Source organism: Bradyrhizobium sp. 482_C4_N1_8 (assembly GCF_052075965.1).
Lineage (GTDB): Bacteria > Pseudomonadota > Alphaproteobacteria > Rhizobiales > Xanthobacteraceae > Bradyrhizobium > Bradyrhizobium barranii.
In genome coordinates, this window is the sequence record NZ_CP197231.1 from 4,362,185 (window position 1) to 4,387,110 (window position 24,926).

General features: G+C 64.2%; 24 protein-coding genes and 1 riboswitch. Of the genes, 20 read left to right on the forward strand and 4 right to left on the reverse strand.

Annotated features, from left to right (window positions below; all coding sequences use genetic code 11):
- The first annotated feature begins 160 nt into the window (after window positions 1-160).
- The 12 genes from AB7Z56_RS20835 to AB7Z56_RS20890 all read left to right on the forward strand — a co-directional run bounded on the left by AB7Z56_RS20835 (window position 161) and on the right by AB7Z56_RS20890 (window position 13,583).
- The gene (locus tag AB7Z56_RS20835; protein WP_283016635.1) at window positions 161-1,120 is read left to right on the forward strand and encodes a helix-turn-helix domain-containing protein; all 960 of its coding nucleotides are present in this window, start codon (window positions 161-163) and stop codon (window positions 1,118-1,120) included.
- 309 nt (window positions 1,121-1,429) lie between these two features.
- Window positions 1,430-2,947 (forward strand): aldehyde dehydrogenase, encoded by a 1,518-nt coding sequence (adh, locus tag AB7Z56_RS20840; RefSeq protein WP_071913544.1) that lies wholly within the window; start codon window positions 1,430-1,432, stop codon window positions 2,945-2,947.
- Between the two features lie 206 nt (window positions 2,948-3,153).
- Window positions 3,154-4,506 (forward strand): glycerophosphodiester phosphodiesterase family protein, encoded by a 1,353-nt coding sequence (locus AB7Z56_RS20845; RefSeq protein WP_354123715.1) that lies wholly within the window; start codon window positions 3,154-3,156, stop codon window positions 4,504-4,506.
- A 254-nt stretch (window positions 4,507-4,760) separates the two neighbouring features.
- Window positions 4,761-5,783 carry a pyruvate dehydrogenase (acetyl-transferring) E1 component subunit alpha gene (gene pdhA / locus AB7Z56_RS20850; RefSeq protein WP_063983080.1) on the forward strand — a complete coding sequence of 341 codons (1,023 nt, stop codon included), beginning with the start codon at window positions 4,761-4,763 and terminating at the stop codon, window positions 5,781-5,783.
- A gap of 29 nt (window positions 5,784-5,812) precedes the next feature.
- A complete protein-coding gene (locus tag AB7Z56_RS20855) occupies window positions 5,813-7,213 on the forward strand; it encodes a pyruvate dehydrogenase complex E1 component subunit beta (RefSeq protein WP_283016633.1) in 1,401 nt (466 codons plus the stop codon).
- Window positions 7,214-7,216: 3 nt separating this feature from the next.
- Window positions 7,217-7,519: a DUF5076 domain-containing protein gene (locus AB7Z56_RS20860; RefSeq protein ID WP_028149595.1), complete on the forward strand. Its 303-nt coding sequence runs from the start codon at window positions 7,217-7,219 to the stop codon at window positions 7,517-7,519.
- Between the two features lie 2 nt (window positions 7,520-7,521).
- Window positions 7,522-7,974, forward strand: coding sequence for a nucleoside deaminase (locus tag AB7Z56_RS20865; protein WP_283016632.1), 453 nt, complete (start codon window positions 7,522-7,524; stop codon window positions 7,972-7,974).
- A gap of 57 nt (window positions 7,975-8,031) precedes the next feature.
- Window positions 8,032-9,378, forward strand: a complete 1,347-nt coding sequence (locus AB7Z56_RS20870; protein WP_283016631.1) for a pyruvate dehydrogenase complex dihydrolipoamide acetyltransferase — start codon at window positions 8,032-8,034, stop codon at window positions 9,376-9,378.
- A gap of 8 nt (window positions 9,379-9,386) precedes the next feature.
- Window positions 9,387-9,620 carry a hypothetical protein gene (locus AB7Z56_RS20875; RefSeq protein WP_063983083.1) on the forward strand — a complete coding sequence of 78 codons (234 nt, stop codon included), beginning with the start codon at window positions 9,387-9,389 and terminating at the stop codon, window positions 9,618-9,620.
- A 17-nt stretch (window positions 9,621-9,637) separates the two neighbouring features.
- Entirely contained in the window at window positions 9,638-11,059 is a 1,422-nt protein-coding gene (gene lpdA / locus AB7Z56_RS20880; protein ID WP_283016630.1) for a dihydrolipoyl dehydrogenase, read from the forward strand.
- A 183-nt stretch (window positions 11,060-11,242) separates the two neighbouring features.
- The gene (locus AB7Z56_RS20885; RefSeq protein WP_283016629.1) at window positions 11,243-12,484 is read left to right on the forward strand and encodes a threonine synthase; all 1,242 of its coding nucleotides are present in this window, start codon (window positions 11,243-11,245) and stop codon (window positions 12,482-12,484) included.
- Between the two features lie 127 nt (window positions 12,485-12,611).
- Complete coding sequence (locus tag AB7Z56_RS20890; RefSeq protein ID WP_259257381.1) at window positions 12,612-13,583, forward strand: tripartite tricarboxylate transporter substrate binding protein BugD; 972 nt, start codon at window positions 12,612-12,614, stop codon at window positions 13,581-13,583.
- A 79-nt stretch (window positions 13,584-13,662) separates the two neighbouring features.
- On the opposite strand, the gene AB7Z56_RS20895 is transcribed toward AB7Z56_RS20890, so the two are convergent.
- The 3 genes from AB7Z56_RS20895 to AB7Z56_RS20905 all read right to left on the reverse strand — a co-directional run bounded on the left by AB7Z56_RS20895 (window position 13,663) and on the right by AB7Z56_RS20905 (window position 17,237).
- On the reverse strand, window positions 13,663-14,049 hold the full coding sequence (locus tag AB7Z56_RS20895) for a response regulator transcription factor (protein ID WP_208087041.1): 387 nt from the start codon (window positions 14,047-14,049) through the stop codon (window positions 13,663-13,665).
- Between the two features lie 87 nt (window positions 14,050-14,136).
- A complete protein-coding gene (locus AB7Z56_RS20900) occupies window positions 14,137-14,814 on the reverse strand; it encodes a response regulator transcription factor (RefSeq protein WP_085404624.1) in 678 nt (225 codons plus the stop codon).
- Window positions 14,811-17,237, reverse strand: coding sequence for a PAS domain-containing protein (locus AB7Z56_RS20905; protein ID WP_283016628.1), 2,427 nt, complete (start codon window positions 17,235-17,237; stop codon window positions 14,811-14,813). The genes AB7Z56_RS20900 and AB7Z56_RS20905 overlap by 4 nt, the downstream gene beginning before the upstream one ends.
- Before the next feature lie 702 nt (window positions 17,238-17,939).
- Here AB7Z56_RS20905 and AB7Z56_RS20910 point away from each other — a divergent pair.
- From AB7Z56_RS20910 to AB7Z56_RS20920, 3 genes are all read left to right on the forward strand, one after another.
- A complete protein-coding gene (locus AB7Z56_RS20910; protein WP_014495024.1) occupies window positions 17,940-18,338 on the forward strand; it encodes a hypothetical protein in 399 nt (132 codons plus the stop codon).
- Entirely contained in the window at window positions 18,335-18,523 is a 189-nt protein-coding gene (locus AB7Z56_RS20915; RefSeq protein ID WP_084795121.1) for a hypothetical protein, read from the forward strand. Before AB7Z56_RS20910 ends, AB7Z56_RS20915 begins: the two co-directional genes overlap by 4 nt.
- Before the next feature lie 68 nt (window positions 18,524-18,591).
- On the forward strand, window positions 18,592-18,894 hold the full coding sequence (locus tag AB7Z56_RS20920; protein ID WP_193560865.1) for a hypothetical protein: 303 nt from the start codon (window positions 18,592-18,594) through the stop codon (window positions 18,892-18,894).
- 90 nt (window positions 18,895-18,984) lie between these two features.
- Here the strand turns inward: AB7Z56_RS20920 and AB7Z56_RS20925 are convergent, their stop codons facing one another.
- Window positions 18,985-21,171 carry a lytic transglycosylase domain-containing protein gene (locus tag AB7Z56_RS20925; RefSeq protein ID WP_354123718.1) on the reverse strand — a complete coding sequence of 729 codons (2,187 nt, stop codon included), beginning with the start codon at window positions 21,169-21,171 and terminating at the stop codon, window positions 18,985-18,987.
- A gap of 326 nt (window positions 21,172-21,497) precedes the next feature.
- Between AB7Z56_RS20925 and AB7Z56_RS20930 the strand changes: the two genes are divergently transcribed.
- From AB7Z56_RS20930 to AB7Z56_RS20950, 5 genes are all read left to right on the forward strand, one after another.
- On the forward strand, window positions 21,498-23,234 hold the full coding sequence (locus tag AB7Z56_RS20930; RefSeq protein ID WP_354123719.1) for an adenylate/guanylate cyclase domain-containing protein: 1,737 nt from the start codon (window positions 21,498-21,500) through the stop codon (window positions 23,232-23,234).
- Between the two features lie 126 nt (window positions 23,235-23,360).
- On the forward strand, window positions 23,361-23,537 hold the full coding sequence (locus AB7Z56_RS20935) for a hypothetical protein (RefSeq protein WP_166341944.1): 177 nt from the start codon (window positions 23,361-23,363) through the stop codon (window positions 23,535-23,537).
- 151 nt (window positions 23,538-23,688) lie between these two features.
- Complete coding sequence (locus AB7Z56_RS20940) at window positions 23,689-23,901, forward strand: hypothetical protein (protein ID WP_354123720.1); 213 nt, start codon at window positions 23,689-23,691, stop codon at window positions 23,899-23,901.
- 104 nt (window positions 23,902-24,005) lie between these two features.
- Window positions 24,006-24,263: a hypothetical protein gene (locus tag AB7Z56_RS20945; RefSeq protein ID WP_354123721.1), complete on the forward strand. Its 258-nt coding sequence runs from the start codon at window positions 24,006-24,008 to the stop codon at window positions 24,261-24,263.
- Window positions 24,264-24,392: 129 nt separating this feature from the next.
- On the forward strand, window positions 24,393-24,614 hold the full coding sequence (locus AB7Z56_RS20950) for a hypothetical protein (protein WP_063986347.1): 222 nt from the start codon (window positions 24,393-24,395) through the stop codon (window positions 24,612-24,614).
- A 75-nt stretch (window positions 24,615-24,689) separates the two neighbouring features.
- Window positions 24,690-24,903, forward strand: a riboswitch (cobalamin riboswitch).
- The last annotated feature ends 23 nt before the right edge of the window (window positions 24,904-24,926 follow it).

Consider the following 24,926-nt stretch of genomic DNA (forward strand, 5'->3'; position numbering starts at 1 on the left):
GTGTAGCAATTCTACCGAAAGTCTTAGGCTTGGAACCGGGCTGCCGCCTTGACGGCAACGCAGCAACGGCCCCATGGCTTCTGCCGCCGTCTGCCTGAGTTGACGCAGATCAACCGGGCCATGCCGGCGCAGCCTAGACTGCCACCCGGAGGAAACAGTGATGAATGGGCCAATGTCCCGGCATCACGCGGCCCGCGTCGAGGCCGCCATTGCGTCAGGCCAGGCCGCGCGCTCCGCGCTGGTGGCCTCATGGCGCCGTTCGTCCCGATTGCATCATCTCGATCCCGCCGGTCGCAGCGCGCCGATGCGGCTGAGTGATGTCGAGTTGCGGCAGGCGCGCGAGCGTGTCGCGCCGCTGCTCGCCGCCGCGCAAGGCGCGATGGACCGGCTCTATCAGGCGGTCGGCGCGAGCGGCTGCTGCGTGCTGCTCGCCGACGGCGCGGGCGTGCCGGTCGACCGCCGCGGCACAGCGGTGGACGATGCGACGTTCCAATCCTGGGGCCTGTGGACCGGCGCGCTCTGGAGCGAGGATCATGAAGGCACCAACGGCATCGGCACCTGCGTCGTCGAGCAGCGCCCGCTGACGATCGACCGCGACCAGCATTTCTTCACCCGCAACACGCTTCTGAGCTGCACCGCCGTTCCGATCTACGACCACGAGGCGGCGTTTGCGGGCGTGCTCGACGTCTCCTCCTGCCGCGCCGACCGGACCGATGCGTTTTCCAATCTGATCGCGCTCGCGGCAGGTGAGGCGGCGAGGCGCATCGAGGCTGATCTGTTTCGCCGCGCCTTCGCCCATGCCCGCATCGTGCTGACGCAAGGCGCCGACGGCCAGGCCGGCGGCCTCGTCGCGGTCGATGCGGATGATCTCGTGATCGGCGCGACCCGGTCCGCGCGGGTGGGACTCGGGATTGCGCCCGGCCGTCCCTTGCAGCCGGTGCCCGCGGCTGACCTCCTCGGCGGCGAACCCGCGCATGACCATCTTGCCGGCGGCCAGCGCGCGGTGTTGCAGCGGGCGCTGCTGCGCGCGGACGGCAATGTTTCTGCCGCCGCCAAAGCCCTCGGCGTCAGCCGCGCCACGCTGCACAGGAAGCTGAAGCGGTTCGAGCTGAAGCACTGAGCTGCGGCTCTGTTTTTCTTCCGCGCCCACCAACTCAACCCTCATGGTGAGGAGGCCGCGAAGCGGCCGTCTCGAACCCATGCAGACCTGGCTGTGCCCGCGGCCATCCTTCGAGACGCGCGCAAGAGCGCGCTCCTCAGGATGAGGGCTGAGTGTGTGGGGGAGCTGCGTCACCTGTCGCAGAACTGCGACAGGTTACCCCAGCCATCGCTCCCGCCCGGGCTGACAGGAAAACGCTCCCGCGACATCGTCGGCGCAAGTCGTGAACACGCGACGAATTGCGCAAACAGCAAACATCGGGAGTGATCAATGAACAAGGTGGAATTCCTCGGCGTCACCCAGGTTCCCTTCGCCGAACGCTATGACAATTTCATCGGCGGCAAATTCGTCGCGCCAATCTCCGGCAAGTACTTTGACAACGCCTCGCCGGTGAACGGCCAGATCGTCTGCAAGATCGCGCGTTCCGATGCGCAGGACGTCGAGGCCGCGCTTGATGCGGCGCACGCCGCCAAGGGCGCCTGGGGACGCACCAGCGTCGCCGAGCGCGCCGCGATCCTGAACCGTATCGCCGACCGGATGGAAGAGAATCTGGAGCGCCTTGCGATTGCCGAGACCTGGGACAACGGTAAGCCGATCCGCGAGACCCGCGCCGCCGACCTGCCACTCGCGATCGATCATTTCCGCTATTTTGCCGGCGTGGTGCGCGCACAGGAAGGCTCAATCGGCGAGATCGACCACGACACCATCGCCTATCATTTCCACGAACCGCTCGGCGTGGTCGGCCAGATCATCCCCTGGAACTTCCCGCTGCTGATGGCCTGCTGGAAGCTCGCGCCGGCGCTTGCCGCCGGCAATTGCGTCGTGCTCAAGCCGGCCGAGCAGACGCCGGCCTCGATCATGGTCTGGGCCGAGATCATCGGCGATCTCCTGCCGCCCGGCGTCCTCAACATCGTCAATGGCTTTGGCCTCGAAGCCGGCAAGCCGCTCGCGTCCAGCCCGCGGATCGCGAAAATCGCCTTCACCGGCGAGACCACGACCGGCCGGCTCATCATGCAATATGCCAGCCAGAACCTGATCCCGGTCACGCTCGAGCTCGGCGGCAAGTCGCCGAACATCTTCTTCAACGACGTCACCGCCGAGGACGACGACTTCTTCGACAAGGCGATCGAAGGTTTTGTGATGTTTGCGCTGAACCAGGGCGAGGTCTGCACCTGTCCGAGCCGGGCGATTGTCCACGCCGACATCTACGACCGCTTCATGGAGCGGGCGCTGAAGCGCGTCGCCGCGATCAAGCAGGGCGACCCGCGTGCGGCCGACACCATGATCGGCGCGCAGGCATCTAGCGAGCAGCTCGCCAAGATCCTCTCCTATATCGACATCGGCAAGCAGGAGGGCGCCAAGGTGCTGGCCGGCGGCGGTCGTGCCGAGCTCGGCGGCGATCTTTCCGGCGGCTTCTACGTCCAGCCGACGGTGTTCGAGGGCCACAACAAGATGCGAATCTTCCAGGAGGAGATTTTTGGTCCCGTCGTCTCGGTCACGACCTTCAAGACCGATGACGAAGCGCTCGCGATCGCCAACGACACGCTCTATGGCCTGGGAGCCGGCGTCTGGAGTCGCGATGCCAACCGCTGCTACCGCTTCGGCCGGGCCATCCAGGCCGGACGGGTCTGGACCAACTGCTACCATGCGTATCCTGCGCATGCCGCGTTCGGCGGCTACAAGCAGTCGGGCGTCGGTCGCGAGACCCACAAGATGATGCTCGATCACTACCAGCAGACCAAGAATCTCCTGGTCAGCTACAGCCCGAAGAAGCTTGGCTTCTTCTGATCGGGCAAGATCTGATTGGGCAATATCTGATGGGGCAGGAGAGGGCGGTGCAACCTTGCGCCGTCCTCTCCGCCGTCATCCGTCTGTCAGAGTCTTGAGACAAGACGACAGCGCCGACCGTATTCGGTTCGGCGCCCGCGGCATTCGAAGCGATGCCGGGCAAAGACGGAGGCTTGGTGATGCGGAACAGTCGTTCAGGACGGACAATGGGTGTCGCAGCGATGCTGTTCGGCGCGGCGGTGCTGCCGCTGTCGATGGCCTTTGCACAGTCCGGCGCGGCGCCAGCTGGCGCCAAGCCCTTCCTGACCGTCGATGGAAAGGCGCCACTGGTCCTTGGCCATCGCGGCCTGCCGGGCCTGGTACCTGAAGAGACCGAGGCGTCGTACGACCTCGCCGCGGCGCTCGGGACCGATGCGCTCGAAGAGGATTTGCACCTGACCAAGGATTGCGTTCTGGTCGTGCGCCATAACCCCTGGCTGAGCGACAACACCAACATTGCCGAGGTGGCGAAGACCAATGCGGCCGTCGCTGCCCGCAAGCGCACCGTGCCCGGTGTGCGCGTCAAGGCCCCGTCGGCCACCGGCGTGCCTGCCGACTACCTGACGGATCTCAGCGACCAGGCCGATCCCAAGTCGGTGCTGAAGTCGCTGATCGTGGACGGCGAGGATCATACCAACGATTGGTCGATCAGCGACTTCACCATGGCCGAGCTGAAGCAATGGATCGGCGGCACCACCTATGACGCGGCCAACGAGCGGCCGAAAGTCTTCAACGGCAAGCTCCCGATCATCAGCTTCCAGGACGTCATCGACATCGCCAAGGTCAAGAGCAAGGAGACCGGGCGGTCCATCCTCGTCTATCCCGAAACCAAGAACCCGACCTGGAACAATGCCCAGGCGATCGCCAATGGCTGCGGCGCGGCCGGCAGTCGTCCGCTCGAGGATGCCCTGATCAAGATCATCGGGGATAACGGCCTCAATACCAAGGACGCTCCCATCCTGGTCCAGAGCTTCGAACCCGGCAGCCTGAAATATATGCGCAGCCACGGCCTCCAGACGCGGCAGGTCCAACTCGTCGACGGCAACGGAATCGACTTCAAAACCGGCAAGGTTCTCCTCAACAACATCACGAATTCGCGCCCGTTCGACTGGACGGTTGCGGGCGATGCGCGCTTGTACGATGCGATGCTGACGCCCGAGGGGCTTGCCGAGATCAAGACCTACGCCGACGGCATCGGTCCGTGGAAGGCCTATATCGTTCCGCTCAAGATCGCGCCGTGGAAGGACAGCAACGCCGATGGCACGCCCTACAAGGGATCGACGCCGGAGGCCTCGACGCAGGACGCGACCAGCCTTGTCGCGGACGCGCACAAGCTCGGTCTTTTCGTCCATGTCTTCACGTTTCGGAACGAGAAGAAGTATCTTGCCGCCGACTATCGCGGCGACCCGAGCCTTGAATATCTCAAATTCTACCGGCTCGGCGTCGATGGGGTCTTCAGCGACTTCACGCATACCGGCGTTGCCGCCCGTGCGGCGTATTTGCGCGAGTTGGGCTGGTAAGGCTGGCACGGCGAATCGGACGCGCGTGGGATTTCGGATACAAAACGGCGCGTCCGATTTCTCTGCGTTGGCTGCCCACGTTCCCTTCGCTGACCGGTGAGCTAAAGTTGCCCGATCGGCGGCAAAGGTTTTGCAAAGTTTCGGCCACGTTGCAGTGCGGCATAATGAAAGTCGCGCCATGCCGCCGCGGTCCTTTCCAAGGGCGTTTGACTTGGGTTAGAGAGGGCTGAAGTTTTCTCTGACCCGGAATTCCCATGGCCGCACCCAAGAAAGCCGCCGCAAGCACTCCACAGGACAAGACCGACGGCGGTTCGCCCCCGGAATTCACCAGAGAGCAGGAGCTCAAAGCGCTCCGCGACATGCTCCTGATCCGGCGGTTCGAGGAAAAGGCCGGCCAGCTCTACGGCATGGGCGCGATCGGCGGCTTCTGCCACCTCTATATCGGCCAGGAAGCCGTGGTGGTCGGCATGCAGATGGCCCTGAAGCAGGGCGATCAGGTCATCACCGGCTATCGCGATCACGGTCATATGCTTGCCACCGGCATGGAGGCCAACGGCGTCATGGCCGAGCTCACCGGCCGGCGCGGTGGCTATTCCAAGGGCAAGGGCGGCTCCATGCACATGTTCAGCAAGGAGAAGCACTTCTACGGCGGCCACGGCATCGTCGGCGCCCAGGTCTCGCTCGGCACGGGTCTGGCCTTCGCCAACCACTATCGTGGTAACGACAATGTCAGCGTCACCTATTTCGGCGACGGCGCGGCCAACCAGGGCCAGGTCTATGAGAGCTTCAACATGGCGGAGCTCTGGAAGCTGCCGGTGATCTACGTCATCGAGAACAACCGCTACGCCATGGGCACCTCGGTGTCGCGCGCTTCGGCGCAGCAGGATTTCTCCAAGCGCGGTGCGTCCTTCAACATCCCCGGGATGCAGGTCGACGGCATGGACGTCCGCGCCGTGAAGGCCGCGGGCGAGGAGGCGGCGGCCTGGTGCCGCGCCGGCAAGGGCCCCTTCATCCTGGAGATGCAGACCTACCGCTATCGCGGCCACTCGATGTCCGACCCCGCCAAATACAGAACGCGCGAAGAGGTCGAAAAAGTCCGCCACGACCAGGACCCGATCGAGCAGGTGCGCAACCGCCTGCTCGCAGCCAAGGTGAGCGAGGCCGATCTCAAGGCGATCGACGCCGAGGTCCGCGACATCGTCAATGCGTCCGCCGACTTCGCCCAGCATGATCCCGAGCCGGATGCCGCCGAGCTCTGGACCGACATTTATCGCTGAACGCGCGCAAGCTTTCTTTTGGAGTCGATATGCCAATTCAAGTGCTGATGCCCGCGTTGTCACCCACGATGGAGAAGGGCAACCTTGCCAAGTGGCTGAAGAAAGAGGGCGAGACGATCAAGTCTGGCGACGTCATCGCCGAGATCGAGACCGACAAGGCGACCATGGAGGTCGAGGCGACCGATGAAGGTACGCTCGGCAAGATCCTGATCCCCGAGGGCACCGCCGACGTTGCCGTCAACACGCCGATCGCGACCATCCTCGCCGATGGCGAGACGGCCGCCGATCTCGCCAAGGCGCCGGCCGCGCCCGTGCCGAGCGTCGCGCAGGAAGTCGCCGAATCCCGCTCGCCGGTCGGCGAAGGCAAGCCGATGATCTCGGCGCCGAAGGCTGCGGCTGCCCCTCAGGCCGTTGCCGAACCCGATCCCGAAGTGCCCGCCGGCACCGCGATGGTGACGCAGACCATCCGCGAAGCGTTGCGCGACGCCATGGCCGAAGAAATGCGCCGCGACGCCGACGTCTTCGTGATGGGCGAGGAAGTCGCTGAATATCAGGGCGCCTACAAAGTGACCCAGGGCCTGTTGCAGGAATTCGGCGCCAAGCGCGTCATCGACACGCCGATCACCGAGCACGGCTTTGCCGGCATCGGCGTCGGCGCTGCCATGACCGGGCTGAAGCCGATCGTCGAGTTCATGACCTTCAACTTCGCCATGCAGGCGATCGACCAGATCATCAACTCGGCGGCCAAGACGCTCTACATGTCCGGCGGCCAGATGGGCTGCTCGATCGTGTTCCGCGGCCCGAACGGCGCCGCCGCGCGCGTCGCCGCCCAGCACAGCCAGGACTACTCGTCCTGGTATTCCAACGTCCCGGGTCTCAAGGTGGTCGCGCCGTTCTCCGCAGCGGACTACAAGGGCCTGCTCAAGGCTGCGATCCGCGATCCCAATCCGGTGATCTTCCTCGAGAACGAGGTGCTCTACGGCCATACCGGCGAAGTGCCGAAGCTCGATGACTTCGTGATCCCGATCGGCAAGGCGCGCATCGTGCGCTCGGGCAGCCACGTCACCATCATCTCCTGGTCGAACGGCATGACCTATGCGCTGAAAGCCGCCGACGAACTCGCCAAGGACGGTATCGAGGCCGAGGTGATCGACCTGCGCACGCTGCGGCCGATGGACACCGAGACCATCGTCAACTCGGTCAAGAAGACCGGCCGTGCAGTCACGGTGGAAGAGGGCTGGGCGCAGAGCGGCGTCGGCGCCGAGATCGCCGCGCGCATCATGGAGAACGCCTTCGACTATCTCGATGCGCCGGTCGCGCGCGTCTCCGGCAAGGACGTGCCGATGCCCTATGCCGCGAACCTGGAGAAGCTCGCGCTGCCGTCGGCAGCCGAAGTGGTCGAGGCCGCCAAAGCCGTCTGCTACAGGTAGATCATGGCGGGCCCGAAGGAGCAGCCATTGCCACCCGACGTCCTCGCCCGCGACGATGCGGTCGAGATCCTGCGCGTATTCGTGCTGGACGGCGGGCTGTCGATGGCGTTCCAGCGCGCCTTCGAGGAGCCCGACATGTGGGGCCTCCTTCTCGTCGATCTCGCCCGTCACGCGGCGCGCGCCTATGCGCGCGAGAGCGAATACACCGAGGAGGATGCGCTGAGCCGGATCCTCGAGATGTTCCAGGCGGAGATTGAACGGCCGACCGATACGGGCACGACGACACCGCGCGGGAAGGGGCACTGATCGTGGCGATCGAAGCCCATCATTTCGATTTCATGCTGGAGGCGATCCGCGAGGCGGAGGCCTCGATCGCGCAAGGCGGCCTGCCGATCGGCGCCGTGCTGACGCGCGGCAACGAGATCATCGCCCGCGGCCACAACAACCGTGTGCAGGAAAAGAACGTCATCCTCCACGGCGAGATGAGCTGCCTGCGCGAAGCCGGCGTGATCTCGTTCCACGACACCGTCATGTACACCACGCTGTCGCCATGCTCGATGTGTGCTGGCGCACTCGCTCTGTTCAAGGTCCAACTGGTGGTGATTGGGGAATCCGTCACATTCCCGGGCTCCAAGGACATTCTCGACAAGTTCGGCATCTCCTGGATCGACCTTGCCGACGATCGCTCCATCACCATGATGAAGAATTGGCGTTCCATCCCTGCCAACGAACGCCTGTGGCAGGGCGACATCGGCAACTAAACCTGGTCGTCTTCGCTGTCGGAGACGACGTATTGCAAAGTTCTTCTTGAGGTCAGCATGCCCATCAACATCCTGATGCCCGCTCTCTCGCCGACAATGGAGAAGGGCAACCTCGCCAAGTGGCTGAAGAAGGAAGGCGACAAGGTCAAATCCGGCGATGTCATCGCCGAGATCGAGACCGACAAGGCGACCATGGAGGTCGAGGCGATCGACGAAGGCACGATCGCCAAGATCCTCGTGCCCGAGGGCACGCAGGACGTCCCGGTCAACGACGTGATCGCCGTGCTGGCCGGCGAGGGCGAGGACGTGAAGGCGGCTGGTGCCGCCAAGCCCAGCGCCTCGGCCGCACCTCCGAAAGCTGCTGAAGCGCCCGCCGCCGCGCCGGCTCCCGCTGCCGCGCCCAAGGCGGCGCCGTCGCCTGCCGCTGCACCGGCGCCGCAGGCCGCAGCTCCAGCCGCGCAGAGCAACGGCCATGGCGGCCGCGTGTTCTCGTCGCCGCTGGCGCGCCGTCTCGCCAAGGATGCAGGCATCGACGTGTCGATGGTGACGGGCACCGGCCCGCACGGCCGCGTGGTGGCGCGTGACGTCGAGCAGGCCAAGTCCGGCAAGGGCCTGAAGGCGCCTGCCGCTGCGCCGTCCGGGGCGCCCTCGATCGCGCCGACCATGTCGGACAAGCAGATCCTGTCGCTGTTCGAGCCCGGCTCCTACGAGATCGTGCCGCATGACGGCATGCGCCGCACGATCGCGCAGCGCCTGACTGCGTCGATCCAGAACGTCCCGCACTTCTACCTCACCATCGACTGCGACATCGGCAAGTTGCTCGCCGCGCGCGAGGAGATCAATGCGGCTGCTCCCAAGGACAAGGAGAAGAAGCCGCTCTACAAGATCTCGGTCAACGACTTCGTCATCAAGGCGATGGCCGTTGCGCTCCAGAGGATCCCGAACTGCAATGTCAGCTGGACCGAAAGCGGCATGGTCAAGCATCACCATTCCGACGTCGGTGTTGCCGTGGCGATGCCCGGGGGCCTGATCACGCCGATCATCCGCAAAGCCGAGACCAAGACGCTCTCCACCATCTCCAACGAGATGAAGGATTTTGCCGCGCGCGCCCGCTCGCGCAAGCTGAAGCCCGAGGAATACCAGGGCGGCACCACCGCAGTCTCCAACCTCGGCATGTTCGGCATCAGCCACTTCACCGCCGTGATCAACCCGCCGCATGCGACCATTCTCGCGGTCGGCACCAGCGAGGAGCGCCCGGTCGTGCGTGGCGGCAAGATCGAGATCGCGCACATGATGAGCGTGACCTTGTCCTGTGATCACCGCGCCATCGACGGCGCGCTTGGCGCCGAGCTGATCGGCGCGTTCAAGCAGCTGATCGAAAATCCCGTCATGATGATGGTCTGAGATGGCGCATGAGGACGCGCTGGCCCTGGATCTCGATGCTGGTCTCGCTGATCCTCACGCTCAGCCCGCTCGGCCGCGACATCGTTGACTCCGCCTTCTTCGCCGGCGAGGCGCTGTCGCGTAACATCTGGGCGCCGATCGCGCTCACCATCTTCGCCGTCATGGCGGCCGCCATTCTCTCGGAATGGCTGATCAGAACCTACATCCGCAATCGCCGCGCCCGCGGCGCAACGACCGCTTGAGTTGAACGGGAGCCGCCATGGCCGATACATCCTTCGACGTCATCATCATCGGCTCCGGCCCCGGCGGCTATGTCACCGCGATCCGCGCCGCCCAGCTCGGCTTCAAGGTCGCGATCGTCGAGAAGTCCTATCTCGGCGGCATCTGCCTGAACTGGGGCTGCATCCCGACCAAAGCGTTGCTGCGCTCCGCCGAGATCTACCACTACATGCAGCACGCCAAGGATTACGGCCTGTCGGCGGAGAAGGTCTCGTTCGACCCGAAGGCGGTGGTGCAGCGTTCGCGCGGCGTCTCGAAGCGGCTGAATGACGGCGTCGGCTTCCTGATGAAGAAGAACAAGGTCAGCGTGATCTGGGGCGCGGCCTCGATCGACGCGCCCGGTAAGGTCACCGTGAAGAAGTCCGACGTCGAGGGCCCGAAGGGCGCGCTGGGCGAGGGGGCTTACCAGGCCAAGCACATCATTATTGCAACCGGCGCGCGGCCGCGCGTGCTGCCCGGGCTCGAGCCTGACAAGAAGCTGATCTGGACCTATTTTGAAGCGATGGTCCCGGAGAAGATGCCGAAGTCGCTGCTGGTCGTCGGCTCCGGCGCGATCGGCATCGAGTTCGCCTCGTTCTTCCACACCATGGGCTCCGAGGTCACCGTGGTCGAGGTGCTGCCGCAGATCCTGCCCGTCGAGGACGCCGAGATCGCGGGCCTCGCCCGCAAGCGTCTGGAAAAGCAGGGCATCAAGATCATGTCCTCGACCAAGGTCACGAAGCTGGAGAAGAAGGCCGACAGCGTCGTCGCCACCATCGACGACGGCAAGGGCAAGCCCGTTACCACCGAGTTCGAGCGCGTGATCTCGGCGGTCGGCGTCGTCGGTAATATCGAGAATCTCGGCCTGGAAAAGCTCGGTGTGAAGACTGACCGGGGCTGTATCGTGATCGACGGCTACGGCAAGACCAACGTCCCCGGCATCTACGCCATTGGCGATGTCGCCGGTCCCCCGATGCTGGCGCACAAGGCCGAGCATGAAGGCGTGATCTGCGTCGAGGCCATCAAGGGCTTGCATCCGCATCCCATGGACAAGAACCTGATCCCGGGCTGCACCTATTGCCAGCCGCAGGTCGCCTCCGTCGGCCTCACCGAAGCCAAGGCCAAGGAAAGCGGCCGAGAGATCCGCGTCGGCCGTTTCCCCTTCGTCGGCAACGGCAAGGCGATTGCGCTGGGTGAGGATCAGGGCCTGGTCAAGGTGATCTTCGACAAGAAGACCGGTCAGCTCCTCGGCGCCCACATGGTCGGTGCTGAAGTCACCGAGCTGATCCAGGGCTACGTCGTCGCGATGAACCTGGAGACGACCGAAGAAGAGCTGATGCACACGGTGTTCCCGCATCCGACCCTGTCGGAGATGATGAAGGAAGCCGTGCTCGATGCGTATGGAAGGGTTTTGAATATTTGAGGATTGGACGGCGGCGCCGTGCCCGATCCGTCATCCTGAGGTGCGAGCAAAGCGAGCCTCGAAGGGTGAACGGCCGAGATGCAGCAGCCGGGCTCGTCGCCCTTCGAGGCCTCCGCTTCGCTCCGGCACCTCAGGGTGACGAGTTCAATAGCAACCAAGCAGAACAACAAGAGGGGTCAACCCATGCACGATAACGACAACCTGACCATCGAACGCCCGACCTTCGTCACGCACCTGGAATGCGCGATGGAGGGCGATCATTACGCTGCCGACCAGGTCCACAATCTCTCCAAGGCCGGCAAGCCGCTTTTGGTGCGCTACGACCTCGCGGGCGTGAAGAAGGCGCTGACCAAGGACGCGCTTGCCCAGCGTCCTGGCGACATGTGGCGCTACCGCGAGCTCTTGCCTGTGCGCAAATGCAAGGACATCGTCTCGCTCGGCGAGGTCACGACGCCGCTGATCCGGCTGCCGAAGCTCGGCGCCAAGCTCGGCGGCGGCGAGATTATCGTCAAGGACGAGGGACGCCTGCCGACCGGCTCGTTCAAGGCGCGGGGCCTCGTGATGGCGGTGTCGATGGGCAAGGCGCTCGGCATCAAACACATGGCGATGCCGACCAACGGCAATGCCGGCGCGGCGCTCGCAGCTTACGCCACGTCGTGCGGCATCAAGACCACGATCTTTTGCCCGGCGGACACGCCGGAAGTGAACGTCAGCGAGATCGAGCTTCAGGGCGCGACCGTCTATCGCGTCAACGGCTATATCGACGATTGCGGCAAGATCGTCGGCGAAGGCAAGGCAAAAGTCGGCTGGTTCGACACGTCCACGCTCAAGGAGCCGTACCGCATCGAGGGCAAGAAGACGATGGGCCTGGAGCTCGCCGAGCAGCTCGGCTGGGAGGTGCCCGACGTGATCTTCTATCCGACCGGCGGCGGCACCGGCCTGATCGGCATGTGGAAGGCTTTCGACGAGCTGGAGAAGATCGGGTTCATCGGCTCCAAGCGCCCGCGTATGGTCGCGGTGCAGGCGTCGGGCTGCGCGCCGATGGTGCGGGCCTATGATGCCGGCACCGAGCATGCGACGCGCTGGGAGGACGCCCACACGATCGCGTCCGGCATTCGCGTGCCGCAGGCGATCGGCGATTTCCTGATCCTGCGCGCGGTGCGCGAGAGCAAGGGTTTTGCCATCGCGGTCGACGACGACAAGATCTCGGCGGCGCTGAACGAGGTCGCACGCGAGGAGGGGCTGCTGCTGTGCCCCGAGGGCGCCGCCACCTACGCCGCCTACAAGGACAGCCTTGCCGACGGCCGCGTCAGCAAGACCGACCGCGTGATGCTCTTCAACTGCGCGACGGGCCTGAAGTACCCGCTGCCGCCGGTGACCCGCACGCTCGATCGCCACAAGCCGATCGACTACACGCAGTTCTAGGCACGACCAGACCGCCGGAGCGCGATGGTCGCGCTCTGGCGCGTCATTTCGTCTCTTCACGACCGATCCCTCTTCCCGTACGCGGGAGGGCACAAAAAACAACAAAGACATCGCTGGGGAGAAGACAATGAAGAAGGCCATCTGGGCTGGGCTGTTCGGTATTCTCGCTGTGACCGGCGCCGCGCGCGCCGACGACTATCCCTCGCATCCCATCACCGTCATCGTTCCCTTCGCGGCCGGCGGGCCGTCGGATGCGATGGCGCGCGTGCTCGCCGAGCGCATGCGGGTGACGCTCGGCCAGCCGCTGGTGATCGAGAATGTCACCGGCGCGGGCGGTTCGATCGGCGTCGGGCGCGCCGTCCAATCGGCGCCGGACGGCTACACGATCTCCTTCGGCCATCTCGGCACCCATGTTGCCAACGGCGCCGTCTACAAGCTCAAATATGACCTCGTTGCCGATCTCGAGCCGGTGGTGCTGCTGCCGAGCAATCCGATGATCGTCGTCAGCAAGAACGCGGTGCCCGCGACCTCGTTGAAGGAGCTCATCGAGTGGCTGAAGTCGCGGCCGTCGCCGCCGACCGCCGGCACCGCCGGCGCGGGCTCCGGCAGCCATATCGCCGGTGTCTATTTCGAGAGCGTCAGCGGCATCAAGCTGCAATATGTGCCGTATCGCGGCACGGCGCCCGCGCTGAACGATCTCATCGCCGGCCAGATCGACGTCATCATCGATCAGACCTCCAACTCCATCAACCAGGTCCGCGCCGGCACGATCCGCGCCTATGCCATCACCGACGACAAGCGGCTCTCGTCGGCGCCGGACATTCCGACGGCAGCCGAGGCGGGACTGAAAGGCTTCAACATGACGTTGTGGTCGGGCCTGTGGGTGCCGAAGGGCACGCCGAAGGAGATCGTCACCAAGCTCAATGCGGCCGCCGTGGAAGCGCTGAACGATCCCGCCGTGAAGAAGCAGCTCGAAAGCCAGGGCCTCGAGATGACGCCCAAGGATCAGCTCACGCCCGAAGCGCTCGGCGCGCGCCAGAAGGCGGAAATCGCAAAATGGTGGCCGATTATCAAGGCCGCCGACATCAAGGTGGATTGAGGCGGATTGCCTTTTCGGATGCGGCCACAACGTCAAGTGGCCGCACCCTGTGGAACAATCAGGTTCACGCGGCGCCGCGTTACGTCTTGGCTTCGCTGTGCTTCGACAGGGCCGTCTCCAGACAATTGATCAGAGCCGGCGTGGAAAACGGCTTCGCGAGAAAGCAGATGGCGCCAGCTTTCAGCGCGCGGTCGCGCACGGCATCGTCGGGAAAGGCGGTCATGAAGATAAACGGCGTGCGGTGACCGAGGCCGCGCATATGCATCAGGAGATCAACGCCGCTCATGACCGACATCTGCACATCCGCGATCACGCAGGACGTCGTCCTCAGTTCGGCCGACTGGAGAAATTCGAGAGCGGAGCCAAAGATGTAGACGGTGTATCCCCGCGACGTCAGCAGATTGTTGGTCGCAAGGCGGACGGATGGATCATCGTCAATGACGGAAATGACCGAAGGGACTGACAAGATGATCGCTCCTGATCGGGGAGCGGCCGCGCGCGGCGCAGCCGCCCATCGGAAAATGGGCCCCCGGAGCGACCTTGGAAAGCATACTTAGGTTTGCACCTTTCCCCCCGGGCGTGGAATTCCGAGCACCTCGGTCATTCTGACGAGATCGGCCAATGACTTCGCACCCATTTTCCGCATGATCTGCCCGCGATAGATCTTGACGGTAATCTCAGCCAATCCAAGCTCGGCAGCGACTTGCTTGTTCATCAGGCCGGACGCAACCAGGGCGAGAATGTCGCGTTGACGCGGCGTCAGGCCTTCGAAGCGAGTCCGCACGCTCGACACCGACTTCTCGGCATCGCGCCGCTTGCGATCGCGTTCGATCGCAGCCTGGACCGCGTCCAGCATGTCCTGGTCGCGCACCGGCTTGGTCAGAAAATCGATGGCGCCACTCTTCATGGCCCGGACGGTCATGGGGATATCGCCATGACCGGTGATGAAGATGATAGGCGTGCGAATGTCGGCCTTCACGAGGTCCGCCTGGAGGTCGAAGCCGCTCGAGCCGGGCAGGCGGATGTCGAGCACGAGGCAACTGGGGACCACCGGCGGCTTGGCTTCCATGACCTCCGCCGCCGAGCCGAAGGCCTCCACCCTGAGGCCGACCGATTGGAAGAGATTGGTGAGCGCCCGCCGCATCGACGGATCGTCATCGACGATCAGGACGATCGGATCATCGGCCCCCGCCTGTGCCTGCGCCTGCGTTGGCTTGGCGTGGTCGGTCACGACGCGGCCTCGTGTGGGAAGGGCAGGGCAATCTGGAATGTTGCACCGCTTCCCTCATTTGGGAATGCCGAAAGCCGGCCCGCGTGAGCCTCGATGATCGATCGGCAGATCGATAGTCCCATCCCCAGGCCGCTCGACTTTGTGGTGAAGAACGGCATGAACATGCGGTCTGTCACGTCGCTGTCAAGGCCGAGACCGCGATCCGTCACGGTAAGAAGCAGGTGCTCGTCGCCGTCTCGACTGGAGCGAATTGCCAGCTCGCGCGGGAGCTCGACATTGGCTTGCATGGCTTCGATCCCGTTCATGACGAGGTTGATCAGCACCTGCTGGAGCTGGATCCGATCGCCGCAAATGTTGGGCAGGCCCGACGACAACTCCATCCGCACCGACACGGCATGGGTAGCGAGCTCGCGCCGAACGAGGGCCATCACCTCCCTCACGACCTGATTGATGTCGACTGGGACCATCTCGATTTCGGTCTTTTTCGCGAGCGCCCGGATCCGGCGGATCACCTCGCTGGCCCGATTGGCGTCCTCGACGATCCACTCGACGGAACGGCGCGCAGCGTCGAGATCGGCCGGGTCGCGGCCGAGCCAACCGATACAGGCGTCGGCATTGGAAATGACGGCGGCGAGCGGCTGATTGATTTCGTGGGCAATCGAGGCGGTGAGCTCGCCGAGCGTCGTGATGCGCGTGACATGCGCGAGCTCGGCTTGCGCTTTGCGCAGGGCATCTTCGGCCTGCTCGGTGCGGATCGCCGCTGTCACATCGCTGCTGACGCCACGATAGCCGAGGAAGTTACCATTCTCGTCATGGAAGGGCTTGCCGCTGGTACGCACGTAAATCTGAGATCCGTTGCGATCCCTGCTGCGGTAAACCAGGTCGCGGAACGGAAGGTGGGCATCGAGCGCCGCGCGATGCTGCTCCCATTTCTCGGGCTCGAACTCGGCATCGGGCGGAATGTCCCAACGGGTCAGCCCGATCAAGCCGGTCGGCACCGGACTGGCCGTGTCGGCGTGTTCCGATATCCGGGTGATGCGGTGATCCGGCCCAGTCTCCCAAAACCAGTCCGATGCGGTTTCGGCATAGTCGCGGAAGCGCTGCTCGGATTGCTTGAGCTCGTCAAAGGCCTTTTGCAGCGCTTCTTTTGCGGCGAACTGCTCGGTGACGTCCACGTGCGTGCCGATGATTTCCATCACATCGCCATCGCCGCCTTTGACAGGATGTCCCTCCGTATGGACACGTCGTATCGAACCGTCCGGACGCGCAATCCGAAAGTCGATTTCGAAGGGCTCCCCTTGGTGGATTGCGCGACGTTCCACGTCGGCAATTCGTCGAAAGTCATCGGCGAGGATCCGTTGCTGGAAAGCCCGCGCCGGGACATCGATCTGGTCCGGCTCAAATCCGAACAGGCGGTAGAGTTCAGCCGATCGGTAGGCAAACTCCTGACGACGCACGTCCCAGGCCCAGCTGCTCGTATGGCTGAGGCGCTGGGCTTCGGCCAGATAGGCCTCACTGCGGCGCAGCCTCTTCTCTGTTTCCTTTGCAATCGTGACATCGGTGACAGCGCCGGCGAACTCGATGCGCCCGGATGCACGTCTCACCGCGCGTGCCACGGAATGGAGATATTTGATGGATCCATCCGGCATCAACAGGCGATATTCATGGTCGAAATCCTCCGCCTCGCGGAAGGCTCGATCAAGAGTCTTGCGGACCGCATCGCGGTCCTCCGGATGGATGCGCTGAAACACGAAGCCCAGGTTCGGCTGCATGGCCGGGTCACATTGGAAAATGCGAAAGGTTTCCCTCGACCAGAAGATCTCGTCGGTCGCGGGGCTCAAGCCGAAGCTGCCCGTGCGGCTCAGTTCCTGAGCCTGGGCGAGGTAGGCCTCGCTCTGCCGCAGCGCATCCTCCGCCTCCTTACGCTGGGTGATGTTTTCGCAGGCGACCAGCACGACTGGCGTGCCGTCGCCGCGCAGCATCGCCTTGGCGTTTTCACGGACCCAGAGAACCGAGCCGTCCTTGCGGATCTTGCGAATCTCCCAGGTATGCGACTGGTCCACGGTTTCCAGGCACAGCCCTACGCATTGACGGACAAAATCGCGGTCTTCCTCGAAAAAGACGTTCAGCACGGATTGGCCGGTCAACTCGGCCGCCGTGTAGCCCAATTGTGCGGCGCCAAACGTGTTCACGTTGAGCACCGTCCCGGCCGGATCGACCATGAAGTACATGACCGGATTGTGCTCGAACACCTCGTGCCACTGCTTCACGGCGTCGCGTAGATCGATGATGTCCTGTCGCGAGTCATCACCGACCGCGGGACTGTCCTTCTCGCCGGTGCCGAAAGATCGAAGCGCCGCGAGGCCGCCGAGCAGCAATTGTGCGGCCGAATTTCCAAATTTCGCGATTTGGCCAGGCATCATCGCGGGCGTCCCGGCTCGCAGGGGTCGAAGCAAGTAGAGCACTTTGCAACCAGGGGAGCAATTCCCTCCGACCAAAGTAGAACTTCGCGCCGAAACTCGCGGCAGCCGTGCAGCCTTCCGGCCTTGCGCCGTCTCGTTGCGAAGGTGCGGCGAAGGCCCGGAAAACTACGGGACAAACCTACGTATAGCTCGCGCATCCCAAGTCATAGCGCACATTTACCTCCGTACAATTGAGTCGTCCGTTGCATGCGGACTAGTCTCACAACCATCGAAGGGACGCGATGTGCAAGGCCACAAGCCGGCGATTGGCTCGATGTGCTGCTGATAGCTCCGCGTCCATTGCCCGACCTGCCGCACGCTTGGCTGGTCGCGATTGAGAGGCCGCATTTCAGTAACGAGCGTGGATGGTCGGGCGTCAGCGTACGCGCGAAGCCACGACCATGAGAGCCGGGAGGAGAGCATGATGTGCGATACGCCTGAACACTCCGAGCGTGGCCCTGCTGCAAAGGCCTGCGCTGTCTGTAGCGGCAAGTTTGGCCTGATCCGATATTATTCGTGGCGAGCGCCGCTGTGCTCCAGAAAATGTCTCGATCGCTTCAGGGCGCGCCGCGAACGCGACCGCCGATGGTTGTTTCGATTTCAGGCGGCATGAGGATTAGCCCTTCGATCGGCTCCATTCGGCAATTCTGAACCGGAGGCTGCGTGCTGAACCGTGCTTGCAAGCTCCTCTTGATGATCGCGCTGCCGCTTCCGTTGGTAACGGGGGTGAAGGCCGACGAGCTCGGACAGGATGGTGCACATCGTCATCATCCGCTCCAGGATCAGCTCCTGCACGAGAAGTTCTATTCCAGCTGGCACATGCCCGATAATCCTGTGCTCAGCTGCTGCAACAGTGCGGATTGCTACCCGACCGAGGTGCGATACGTCGACGGCCGGATCTACGCGCGGCGCCGGGAAGACGGGAAGTACATCCTCATTCCATCCCAGAAGGTCGAGCGAAACAGGGACAATCCCGACGGCCGCAACCATCTTTGCGCGCCGCCGCCGTCCGCCTCTCTTGTCGACACGGTCTACTGCTTCGCGTTGGGAGGTGCCACGTGAGATTCATATTGGTGAACGGCAGGACCCCTTTCCGCAAGACATTCTGTCTATGGTGCTGCGAGGAGATCAGCGGCGGCTATCTGCGCGACGCGAAGACGCTGCTGCCCTATTGCGGCTACGAGTGTTACGCGCTCCATCATGAAGCGGCGCCGTTGATCGAGAGGCGAGCGCAAGCGGCGTCTTGAGCTGACGGGTGGGCGAGGCGCATCGGCCGATGCGACTGCTGGCAGGGGAGGACAGAACGTTGAAATTCATGCTCGTCAACCAGGACCAACCGCATCATGGCGTCTCCTGCAGCGCGTGCGCCCGGCCGCTGGGCTCGAGCTACGTCCGGCATGTGTCCACGCAACGGCAGTACTGCGAGTATGATTGCTACCGCAGATATCAGCAGACGAGCATGGAAGCGCTCTGGCCTTACCGCAGTTCGCTCGAGATGGTTACGGTGTTGGCGGCCATTTCGAGCTGGAGTTGGATGATGCAATTCGGCGCGCTCTCGGGCGCGCTGACGGAAGCATTTCTGCGCGCGCACGAACCTTCTGACCACGGAAGGAGGTGACGGCTAGCCTAACGATGCGGGCCGCGCAGAGTCGGCGGCCGCAGTCACTGCATCCAGCTTCGCGCCGCGTCCAGCCCCGGCGTTGCGAAGCTAGGGCGCGGCGGCTGCGGCCGCTGCCGTGGGTGCCGCGCTGACTTCGTGCGTCGTGACGCGTTGCTCGGACTTCGCCGTGGCCGTGCCGCTGCCCTCGAACCGGGCGCGGTAGACCAGCACATTCTCCATCACGCGCTGGACGTAGTTGCGTGTCTCCGACAGCGGGATGCGCTCGACCCAGTCGACCGGATCGACCTTGGGGTCGCGCGGGTCGCCGCGCGCCTGCACCCATTCGCGCACCCGGCCGCGGCCGGCATTGTAGCCCGCGAAGGTCATGATCTGGTCGCCGCGATATTCCGACAGCAGCGCGCTGAGCTCGGCCGCGCCCATCTGCGTGTTGTAGACGGGATCGGACACCATCCTGTCCCAGTCATAGGTCAGGCCAAAGCGCTTTGCGGTATCGCGGCCCGCCTCCGGCGTCACCTGCATGAGGCCGACCGCGTTGGCGGGTGACTTGTCGCGCTGGTCGAACGAGCTTTCGGTGCGCGCCACCGAATAGATCACGCTGGTCTCGATCGCGGGCGCGACCTGCTTGTGCTCGGGAATGCCGATGGTCGGGAAGGCGTAATGGTCGAGCGCAAGCCCGCGGGCCAGCGCCGACTTGCCGACCTCCAGCATCACGCGCGCATCGTTGCGCCGGCCGGCGAGCTCGCCGAGCGCTTCCAGGGCTGCGACGTCGGTGCTCTCCTTGGCAAAATCCTCGGCGTAATAGAACACCATGTCGCGCTCGCCGATGCCGTAGAGCATCTCGGCGGCGCGGACGCGCTCGTCCGCGGGCTGCGTGTCGGCCGCGGCCAGCACGGGCGAGGGCGGGCGCAGCTCGATCCCGTCGACGCCGAGCCTGGCGCGTGCGAGCTGGCCGTAATAGGCGGTCGGATAGCGCGCCGCCGCCTGATAGCTCATGCGGGCATCCGCCGTCGCCCCCATCGCCTCGGCCGCGCGGCCGCGCCAGTAATGCGCACGCGACAGCGCGATCGGATTGGCCGAGCCTTCGTCGATCGCGGCGAAATGCACCATGGCCGCCTTGGGATCGTTGAGATAGCGCAGCGCAATCCAGCCGCACATGAAGTGGTAGTCGACGCGATAGACTTCCATCACGGGCACCGCCGCCGCGCGCACCACGTCGTAGGCGGTCTTGAACTTGCCCTGGTCGAGAAGCTTTCGCGCGAGCAGGCGCCGCTCGCGCCACCAGGCATCGGTGTCCTGGGCCGCCATCGTGTCGGGCGCGGCGGCCAGGATCACCTCGGCAGCGTCGTCGATGCGGTCGTTCTGGAGATGCCACTGCGCGCGGCACAGGACATAGCCGAGATCGCGGCGTGCTTCGGTCGAGACGTCCTCAAGATAATCCTTGGCCTTGTTGGCCTTGCCGGTGACGGCCGAGCAGGCCTTGACGATCGCGAGCGCGTCTTCGCCGATCCGCTTGGCCGCGCGCCTTGCACCGGCGTAGTCCTTGGCGCCGAGGCGCTTGTCCATGCGGGCGCGATGATCGTCAGCGGTCAGGAGATCGCGGAACGCCTCGTAGGAATCCTCCTCGCTGCGCTCGGACAATTCGTCCGTGCGCCAGGCCTCGCGCACCAGGCGCGTAGCCCTGTCATTGTCGCCTTCACCCAGGAGCACGCGGGCGAGCGCGAACTTGCCCTTGGCGCTGGTCGGCCGGTCCATCGTGAACTTGTGCACGGCCGCCGCGTCGCTCTTCTCCTGCCACAGCCGCGCTTCGGCGCGGCGGCGGAGCAGGGCGCTGCTCGGCCAGTCCGGATTGGCGGCGAGGAAGGCGGCATAGCGCTTGAAAGGTGCCGTGCTCTCGGAATGGCGGAGCATGAACCAGTCGGCGAGCTTCTGTCCGGCCGGATCGGCAATGCGGTCGCGCGCGGCGCTCGCATCGTCGGTCTTGCCCTTGCGCGCGAGATCGATGGCGTCCTTCAGCGCGGCTAGGTCGCCGGTGAGCGGCGGCGGCGCCGGCTTGTCCGAGGGCTCGTCGTCCTTCTTCGACTTGCGCTTGGCCTCGGCGTGCTTGCCATGGCGCGACTTGACCGCAACATGGCGCTGCTTGCCGCCGGCTTTCGTCTCATGCGTTTTCTTTGACGCCGACGATTTGTGACTGCTCTTCGCTGCCAGCTCGGCAGGAAGAAGGGCCAATGCGGCCACGGCAACGACACACGCGAGCGAGCGTAGGCACTGGTTCATTCGATGGTCCCCCTGCGAAACCACTACAAACCAAGGTCCGCGACGACATGCGGCTTGAGAATCAAAGACGACACCCAAAACGATGCCACGACATCGTTTCGCAGTCCTCACGCTCCTTCAACAATGCGGCAAAATACCGATGGGAACTCGGGAACTTCCGAAATGGCGGAAAGGGCAATGCCTTCAACCTTTGTTAACGAATAGGGCTCGCGCGACGGTTGCGCGCGGTCAGGGGCGTCGCACGGGCCAGATTGCGCGTGTTCCCGCCGCCAAAACCGGTGTATTGAGTTCCCAACCGGTCCTTTCAGCTCTTACCCCCACCGCTCATGCCACTTTTCAACCAGTCGATCAGGCGCAAGATCGTCGGGATCGCCCTCGGATTGATCGTCCTGATGCTGGTCACCGCGATTCTTTCGATGGTGATGTCGAGCCAGGTCGGCGTCCTGCTCGACGAGCTGACCGATCGCTACATTCCGGCCTACGGCCATCTGGCGCGCGCCAACATCCGCTCGCTGGAGCGCTCGGTGGCGCTGCGGCGGATGGTCATGATGAAGATGCAGGCACCCTCGGAGGAGGAGGCCTATGCGGCGCGCCTGCGCGAATTCGAGGAGGCCGATCGGAAGATCGACGAGGAAGGCGAGGCCGCGCGCACGCACATCAACGCGATCATCGACGACAAGAGGACGCCTTCCGACAATGCCGGGCTGGCGCGGATCGAGACCCGCATCGAAACCGCTCTCACCGAGCTGCGTCACGACATGAATGAGGACCACGCAAAACTCCTCAAGCAGGTCGAAGGCAAGCAGATGACGGAGGCGCGCGGGACCCTTGAGCATCTCGACACCATACGCGACCAGTTCAACCAGAAGATCGACGCGATCCGCGCCGACATGCTGAAGCAGGTCTTCGCCAGTACGGCGACAGTGATCGGTCGCCAGCGCCAGGCGATGATCATTTCGGGCATCGTCACCATCCTCGCGGCGGTGGTCGGATTTGCTTTCGCGCTCCTCGTCTCCAGTGGCATCACGCGACCGGTGCGGCTGTTGCTCGCCGGCACCCGCGAGGTCGAGGCGGGTCGCTTCGACAAGACCATCACGGTCTCGACCCAGGACGAGATCGGCGAACTCGCCGCCGCCTTCAATCGCATGATCGAGCAGCTGCGGCACAACGAGCGGATCCGTGAGACCTTTGGCCGCTATATCGATCCCAAGGTGGCGCAGGGGCTGATCGACCGCCCGGAGGTCGCCATCGACGGCCAGCGCCGGGTGATGACGATCATGTTCTCCGACATGAGCGGCTTCACCTCGATGAGCGAGGGCATGACCCCGCGTGGCCTCGTCAAGGTGATGAACCACTATTTCACGGTGATGTCCGCGCCGATCCGGAGCCATCGCGGCGTCATCGATAAATATATCGGCGATGCCATCATGGCCTATTGGGGCCCTCCCTTCATTGAGGAGGACGAGCCGGCGCTGTTCGCCTGCTACGCCGCCATCGACATGGCCGATGAGGTGCCGGCGTTGCAGAAGCAATTGCCTGACCTGCTCGGCATCCGCGCCATGCCAGGCCCTTGCGATCTGCGCATCGGGATTGCCACCGGCGAGGTCCTGACCGGCAGCATCGGCTCCGAGCTGATGATGAGCTTCACCGTGATGGGCGATGCCGTGAACCTCGCTTCGCGGCTCGAACTGGTCAACAAGATCTACGGCACGCGGATCCTGATCGCGCAGGCCACGGCGGACGCGATCGGCTCGAACCTCGAGCTGCGCGAGATCGATCGTCTGGCGGTGGCCGGCCAAAGCGCATCGCAGGCCATTTTCGAGGTGATGAGCAAGGCGCACGGGCTCAGCGTCCCGCAGGAGAGCCTGCGCGCACGCTACGCCGAAGGCCTCGCCGCCTACCGCGCGCAGCGCTTCGACGAGGCTCGCGCCGCGTTCAATGCAGCGCTCGAAGCCGTGCCCGGCGACGGTCCCTCGCGCACGCTGCTCGGCCGCATCGCGCAGTTCGAAGCCAATCCGCCGGACGCCAATTGGGACGGCGCCTGGCGGCTGGAGCAGAAATAGCCGTCCTTGCCGGGCTTGCACCGCCCTTGCTGGAAAAAACGTTTCTACTCGATAACGATGTTCGCCGTGACCTATTTCTCAGGCTTAGGTTTGACGTCCCTTGTGGCGTTTGATGGGGACACGCCGATGACAGAACTTCATGACAGGCTGGAACGGTTCGAGACGCTCACCGCCGAATGCGAGCTGATTGCCAAGCTCGCCACCGACAGCACCAAGCGCGAGTTCTATCTGAGACTCTCGGAGCAGTACCGTCAGCTGGCGGTGGATATGCGGAAGGCGATCGCGACCAAGGCCGCGGCCTGACGCCACCTGCAATCCGTTCTTAATGTTTGGCGCGCATCCTTCGGGATGCGAGCGTCGCGATCATGATTGCTCGCATTGGGAATGCCGAGGTCCGTTGCGGTGCAGCGCATCTCGCTGACGTCGCTTTGCCGCTCCTCACCAGGGCAATCCCATGCGCCTTCTCGCAGTCCTCATCTTCGCGCTCATGACGGCCGCCTGCAACCAGGAGCAGGACATCACCGGCTCGACCCCGGTCTGTGCGATGCGGAGCTACACGTCCTACAATCCCCGCGACATGAACCAGTGCGTTGCCGCCTGCAAGGCGTGCGACCACGGCAACACCGTCACCTGCACCACGTCATGCACCCTCAAGGGCGCGCACTGAGCGGCGGCGCTGCCTGAAGCTGAGGAGCAGACGGTGCTCGGGCACCGGAACGATTCACATGGGTTAGTCATTGAAGGGGCAGGCAGGACGCGGAGTCCTATGGAATGGGTATGCTCGATCCCGGTCGGTTCCTGGTGTCGTGCTCGCATTGCGATGCATGGCCGATGGCGGCCAACGTCAAACGTTCGAGCTGGTCGGCGTCGCCGCACGAGGTCCGCTTCGTATGCCCGCGCTGTCGCCGCGAGGAGATCGCCATCATCTCGGCCTCCGGTGAACTGACCCCGATCCGGCGCATCGACGCTCCGCTGCGCGACGTCACCGCGGCCTGGGCTCAGGCCCAGCGGCCAAGAGGGCGGGCGTAGCCCGCCCGTCACAGGACCAAGAGATCGGGCGTAGTCGGCTCTGCGCAACGCCTTGCGCGGTCCGTTTTTTGGAACCCGGCCTACGCCGACGCGTTTCCGCTCCGACATCAACGCATCGAGGCCCTGCGAATGATCAGCGAGCATTTCGACACCCGCACCCGGATCAACATGAAGCTGGCGCTGGATCGGGTCTGCCGCAATCGCCCGGTCGGCGAGGACCATTGCTTTCGCAGGTCCGTTGCCGAGAACATCATCCGCTGCGCGCTCACAGGCCGCACCGGCATCGGCCAGCTCGTCGATGCCGGCGAGCGGGCGATGATCAGGACGCGTTCGGAGCGGGAGCCGGCCTGATTGCGCCGGCTCAATCTCCGGTGCGGCGCTCTGACCGTGATGCAACCGGCCGATTGACTCTTCGCTTGCCCGCCCCGTAGATTGGCTGGTGACGGTTCTCCTCACGGAGATCAAAAGGGAACGTGGTGCGAGGTTTTCCCGATACCGGGATATTCTCAACGCCACGGCTGCCCCCGCAACTGTAAGCGGCGAATCTTTCGTCATATGCCACTGGGAATCTCGGTCCTGGGAAGGCGACGTAAGGTAACGACCCGCGAGCCAGGAGACCTGCCGTCAGCCGTGGTCACACGCGAAGATGTCGGTCGGGGAGTA

Bases quoted from the DNA above. Each gene is read 5' to 3' on its own strand.
- AB7Z56_RS20835 (WP_283016635.1), top strand. From the start codon at position 161: ATGAATGGGCCAATGTCCCGGCATCACGCGGCCCGCGTCGAGGCCGCC.
- adh (WP_071913544.1), top strand. From the start codon at position 1,430: ATGAACAAGGTGGAATTCCTCGGCGTCACCCAGGTTCCCTTCGCCGAA.
- AB7Z56_RS20845 (WP_354123715.1), top strand. From the start codon at position 3,154: ATGGGTGTCGCAGCGATGCTGTTCGGCGCGGCGGTGCTGCCGCTGTCG.
- pdhA (WP_063983080.1), top strand. From the start codon at position 4,761: ATGGCCGCACCCAAGAAAGCCGCCGCAAGCACTCCACAGGACAAGACC.
- AB7Z56_RS20855 (WP_283016633.1), top strand. From the start codon at position 5,813: ATGCCAATTCAAGTGCTGATGCCCGCGTTGTCACCCACGATGGAGAAG.
- AB7Z56_RS20860 (WP_028149595.1), top strand. From the start codon at position 7,217: ATGGCGGGCCCGAAGGAGCAGCCATTGCCACCCGACGTCCTCGCCCGC.
- AB7Z56_RS20870 (WP_283016631.1), top strand. From the start codon at position 8,032: ATGCCCATCAACATCCTGATGCCCGCTCTCTCGCCGACAATGGAGAAG.
- AB7Z56_RS20875 (WP_063983083.1), top strand. From the start codon at position 9,387: ATGAGGACGCGCTGGCCCTGGATCTCGATGCTGGTCTCGCTGATCCTC.
- lpdA (WP_283016630.1), top strand. From the start codon at position 9,638: ATGGCCGATACATCCTTCGACGTCATCATCATCGGCTCCGGCCCCGGC.
- AB7Z56_RS20885 (WP_283016629.1), top strand. From the start codon at position 11,243: ATGCACGATAACGACAACCTGACCATCGAACGCCCGACCTTCGTCACG.
- AB7Z56_RS20890 (WP_259257381.1), top strand. From the start codon at position 12,612: ATGAAGAAGGCCATCTGGGCTGGGCTGTTCGGTATTCTCGCTGTGACC.
- AB7Z56_RS20905 (WP_283016628.1), bottom strand. From the start codon at position 17,237: ATGATGCCTGGCCAAATCGCGAAATTTGGAAATTCGGCCGCACAATTG.
- AB7Z56_RS20920 (WP_193560865.1), top strand. From the start codon at position 18,592: ATGCTCGTCAACCAGGACCAACCGCATCATGGCGTCTCCTGCAGCGCG.
- AB7Z56_RS20925 (WP_354123718.1), bottom strand. From the start codon at position 21,171: ATGAACCAGTGCCTACGCTCGCTCGCGTGTGTCGTTGCCGTGGCCGCA.
- AB7Z56_RS20930 (WP_354123719.1), top strand. From the start codon at position 21,498: ATGCCACTTTTCAACCAGTCGATCAGGCGCAAGATCGTCGGGATCGCC.
- AB7Z56_RS20935 (WP_166341944.1), top strand. From the start codon at position 23,361: ATGACAGAACTTCATGACAGGCTGGAACGGTTCGAGACGCTCACCGCC.
- AB7Z56_RS20940 (WP_354123720.1), top strand. From the start codon at position 23,689: ATGCGCCTTCTCGCAGTCCTCATCTTCGCGCTCATGACGGCCGCCTGC.
- AB7Z56_RS20945 (WP_354123721.1), top strand. From the start codon at position 24,006: ATGGGTATGCTCGATCCCGGTCGGTTCCTGGTGTCGTGCTCGCATTGC.
- AB7Z56_RS20950 (WP_063986347.1), top strand. From the start codon at position 24,393: ATGATCAGCGAGCATTTCGACACCCGCACCCGGATCAACATGAAGCTG.